Consider the following 4,232-nt stretch of genomic DNA (forward strand, 5'->3'; position numbering starts at 1 on the left):
TATATAGACATTGTACCTCTACAGGAATAAAAAGTCGAGAGTTATACGCGTATTTGTATAACACGTATAACCCCCGACAAAATCAAATCTTCTTATACTTTTAAAAATCTTTCATGAAACAACCCTGCTCGGCAGGACAGGCAAAAACAGTTTTCAAATTCAGAGGTTTCTATCGCTGTAAATGATGTGCTGCTTATGGAAAGGGATTCCACTGTTCATTGGATGGTGAACAACTAATTGTAACCATGCAATAGCGAACGGAACGGTGAGCGCAGTACACGGATTGCAGAAGCGCGGAACACTGGACAAAATTATCGTTTCAGCAAACTTCTTTCCTATCCTCACAAGGATTGGTTTAAGTGAGGGATTTTTGACTACTTTTCTGAAAGATGACATCTCAGAAGTACCCTTATGAAACAGGTTGGAAATCGGCATTTAACTGACCTATGAGCTGTACTTGTGCAAGGGCATGGACGCATCATTGCCCATGATTTTTGCGTTGCTCACAGGGAAGCTAATTCCGGATTATCGACCTTAAATCGTACAAAATCCATCCTATCCATCTACCATCAACAAAGGCAACTGCAAAAGCAAAGGGGCATGTGCCTTAATGACACATACCCCTTTTGTCAGCAACCCTTGTCCGGCAACTGCCATAGTATTTGTTTCTCAAAACCTGTTTTATGGACAGCTACCCCATGCCGCCGCTTTTCTACAGCGGCAGCTGCCGGAAGAATCAGCCCTCTTCGTTAAAATGCAGAAGAAAGTCAATGGCCGTAAGGTATCCCTCCAGTCCCTGTCCGTAAATCTGCTTGTGGCAGACCGGCGCCGTGACGGAGGTTTTTCTGAATTCCTCTCTCTTTGTGATATCCGAAATATGTACCTCCACCTTCGGAATAGACACACTTGCCAAAGCGTCGCGGATGGCATAGCTGTAATGGGTATAAGCTCCCGGATTGATCACGATTCCTTCCGTTCCATCAAAATATGCCTCCTGTATCCTGTCAATAATAGCCCCCTCATGATTGCTCTGAAACACTGTAATCTCGCTTCCTGTCTTTTCTCCCTTATCCTGCAGAAGCTTTAGCAGATACTGGTAGTCCTGGGTTCCATATACATTTTTCTCCCGGATTCCCAAAAAGTTCAAATTGGGGCCGTTTATCACCAACAGCTTCATTCCTTTCATCCCTTCTTTCTCAAAATCCTTCAGCTCCTGCTGAATCTGGTCCAGAATTTCCTCCATTTCCCGTCCGTCCACCGGAATTGTAATATGAGCGCATGCCTCGTAGGATGCGCTTCGTTCCTCCATCAAGGCCCTGATCCTTGAAAGGGGGTTCTCCCCCTGAAGCAGCGGTCTGGTTTTGTCTCCCTTGAGTCTTTCATAGACTAACTGGGGGCTGATTTTTAAATAGACCACAATTCCGCACTGGCGCAAAAGACTTCTGTTTGCCGGATTGACAGGCATCCCTCCCCCTGTGGAGAGAATCCTGGCGCCGCTTCGTTCCCTAAGCTCCTCTAAAAGAGCCGTCTCCATCCTGCGAAAGGCCGCCTCCCCTTCCTTCTCAAAAATCTCGCTGATGCTTCTTCCTTCTTTTCTCTCTATCAGCTTATCCGTGTCCTCCACCGGCATGCGGAGCCTGTAGGACAGCTTCAGACCCACCGTGGTTTTCCCGCAGCCCATAAAGCCAATCAGAATTACGTTTTTCCCCCGGTTCATTGGTTCATTGCCTCCATCATTTTTTCAAAGGCCTTATCTGCCAGCTCTTCTCCGATCTGTATTCCGGTCCAGAGCTCATAAGCGATGATTCCCTGGTATAGCAGCATCCGGGAACCATTGTACGCCTTTCCTCCCGCAGCCTTTGTCAATTCCATAAACCTTGTGACAGCAGGATTGAAAATCAGGTCATACCCCGTATGCACTCTCCGGTAAAAGTCCTCTGCCTCAATGACTGCCTGCCCGTTCTTGGGGTACATTCCCACATTGGTGGCCTGTATGCACAGATACCTCTCGTCCCCCGGAAGGCTTCTATAGTCAGAAAGACCCATGGCAAAAACCATATCCTTTCCCATATATCCGTTAACGGTACGGGCGATTTCCTCTCCATGCTCTTTGGTTCTGTTCAATATGACAATACGCCCGGCGCCCTTTTCGGCAAGCAGCATGGCCACAGCTCTGGCAACGCCTCCCGCCCCCAGGATAAGCACCTTTTCCCCCTCTATTTTTACGCCGTCCCGGCACATAGCTCTGTAGAGTCCCGGCATATCCGTGTTATACCCTTTGAAGCCTCCTTCGCACCGCACCAGCGTGTTCACAGCTCCAATCTGCTCTGCAAGGCCGTCCAGCTCCTTTAGAAAAGGAATTACCTGGGTCTTATAGGGAACCGTCACATTCAGTCCCTTAAGATTTAAGGCGTATGCTCCCCGCACTGCATCTCCCGCCATTCCCGAAGGTACAAGGAAGGGCACATACACCAGATTTTCCCCTGTCTCACGGGCCAGAAAGTTATGAATCACCGGAGACAAGGTATGCTCCACAGGGTTTCCCAAAAGCCCGCAGGTTCTGGTAAAGCCGTTGATCTTCGTCATGACGTACGCTCCTCCTTTTTTCTATGGTAAAAATAAAGCACAATTTTTTCCAGTCTGCGCTTTAGGATAATCTGAATTTCCTCTTTGGGGTGAATGGGCTTTACCAGATAAGTCTCAATTCCGGCCCTCTTTGCCCCCCACACATCGGTAAAAAGCTGATCCCCCACAAAAACAGTCTGTCCGGGATTGGTGCCCATCCGTTCCATGGCCCGCAGATACCCCTCTTTTCCAGGCTTTCCCGCCTTGAAAATATAGTCCGCACCCACCTGGATGCTGAAGCTTTTGACCCTTGGCTCCTTGTTGTTGGAAAGCAGAAGGGTTTTCAGCCCCAGGCCCCTTAGTCTTGCAAACAGCTCCACAGCCCTTTGATCCGCCGGTGCGCCGTGGGGCACCAGCGTATTGTCTATATCAAAAATAAGGCCCCGGCAGCCCTTTTCGTACAGCCGCTCATAGTCGATCACATAGGCTGAGTCTGCCTCGTTGTCCGGATAAAACCGTTCCAGCATTTTGAAACCACCTTTAATCTCCGTATTTATCATAATGACTGTCATCGTGATAACAAGGATTATGATAGCAAGTAAGAGGCGTACTGTCAATCAAAAGGTCGGCTCTCTGAGGGATGGAAAATGCCTCAAAATAAGCCTCCTCCATGGGAATCCACCGTCTGGTAAAGCTTTCCAGGGCCGCCTCTCCTCCCCTTTTCAGAATACGGCTCCTTTGAACCTCCCTGCTGACATTGGAAAAAATCCGAAGATTCATATAGTCTCCCAGCTTGGGATGACAGCTGTAGGCTCCCTCCACAATATAAAGTCCGCCTCCCGCCACTGTGCGGGCCTCTCCAAGGGTCATTGTTTTACAGTCAAAAGCCCTGTAGGAAAAATCCCTTTTCCTCTTTAGGTTTTCCAGCACCTCCTCCCGGAACCTTTCATAGTGCACATTCCCGCCGGGGCTGGAAAGCCGCTCTTTGGTCCGAAGCTCTTCTGGCAGAAAAAAATCATCCATGTGAATCACTCCGGCCCCCGTCTCTTTTGCCAGGGCTTTGGCAAGCGTGGTCTTTCCCGACGCGCAGCGGCCGTCTATGGCAGCCACATACACCTCCTGGGGACTGGTATTTATCACGTCCAAAATTCGTTTCAGATTTTGTTTTATATTTTCCTGCTCTATGTTTTCCTTCTCGCTTATCGTCCCCATCAGTCTTGCGCTGCTCTCGGCTATGGCCTGTGCCATCTTTGGGGTAATCTCTCCCAGCATAGCATCCGCCATCACGATTCCCATCGGACCCACAATCACATCTGCCTTCCTGCTGTTTACCACTACTGCGTTTTCCCCTGTGGCGCCTTCCACATTTCCGCCCTTCATCATATTAGCCGTAGCGGCCGCATTGGTGCCCACCGCCAACAGCCTGGCCTTTGGCAGCTTGGCTTCCAGAGCCTCCACCAGACACCGGCCCACACCGCCGCCCTGTCCATCCACAATCATAATTTTCATACACACCTGCTCCAACACTTTTTCTTTTGATGGTTTTCTTTTATCCTTCTTTTCCATTTATAGCACTAAACCCTGGTTCTTTTCAATAAAATCTTGACAAATTCTTCCGACCGTGTATGATAAGAAATAGAAAATATGAATGGAAAAATGCCACGAAG

Annotated in this window: 4 protein-coding genes and 1 pseudogene; all 5 read right to left on the reverse strand. The window is 48.8% G+C overall.

From position 1 onward, the window contains the following. Positions 1-736: 736 nt before the first annotated feature. The 5 genes and pseudogenes from aroQ to SHK35_RS14080 all read right to left on the reverse strand — a co-directional run bounded on the left by aroQ (position 737) and on the right by SHK35_RS14080 (position 4,074). Positions 737-1,177: a type II 3-dehydroquinate dehydratase gene (gene aroQ / locus SHK35_RS14250; protein WP_318710250.1), complete on the reverse strand. Its 441-nt coding sequence runs from the start codon at positions 1,175-1,177 to the stop codon at positions 737-739. 90 nt (positions 1,178-1,267) lie between these two features. Then, positions 1,268-1,717: pseudogene (locus SHK35_RS14255) on the reverse strand (shikimate kinase); the annotation flags it as partial. Further along, positions 1,714-2,586 carry a shikimate dehydrogenase gene (gene aroE / locus SHK35_RS14070; protein WP_318710246.1) on the reverse strand — a complete coding sequence of 291 codons (873 nt, stop codon included), beginning with the start codon at positions 2,584-2,586 and terminating at the stop codon, positions 1,714-1,716. The pseudogene SHK35_RS14255 and the gene aroE, both read right to left, overlap by 4 nt. Next, the gene (locus tag SHK35_RS14075; RefSeq protein WP_318710248.1) at positions 2,583-3,092 is read right to left on the reverse strand and encodes a YqeG family HAD IIIA-type phosphatase; all 510 of its coding nucleotides are present in this window, start codon (positions 3,090-3,092) and stop codon (positions 2,583-2,585) included. Before SHK35_RS14075 ends, aroE begins: the two co-directional genes overlap by 4 nt. 13 nt (positions 3,093-3,105) lie before the next feature. Then, positions 3,106-4,074, reverse strand: a complete 969-nt coding sequence (locus SHK35_RS14080; protein ID WP_318710249.1) for a DUF3842 family protein — start codon at positions 4,072-4,074, stop codon at positions 3,106-3,108. Positions 4,075-4,232 lie beyond the last annotated feature (158 nt).

This window comes from Candidatus Acetatifactor stercoripullorum, from assembly GCF_944382095.1.
Classification (GTDB): Bacteria; Bacillota; Clostridia; order Lachnospirales; family Lachnospiraceae; genus Acetatifactor; species Acetatifactor stercoripullorum.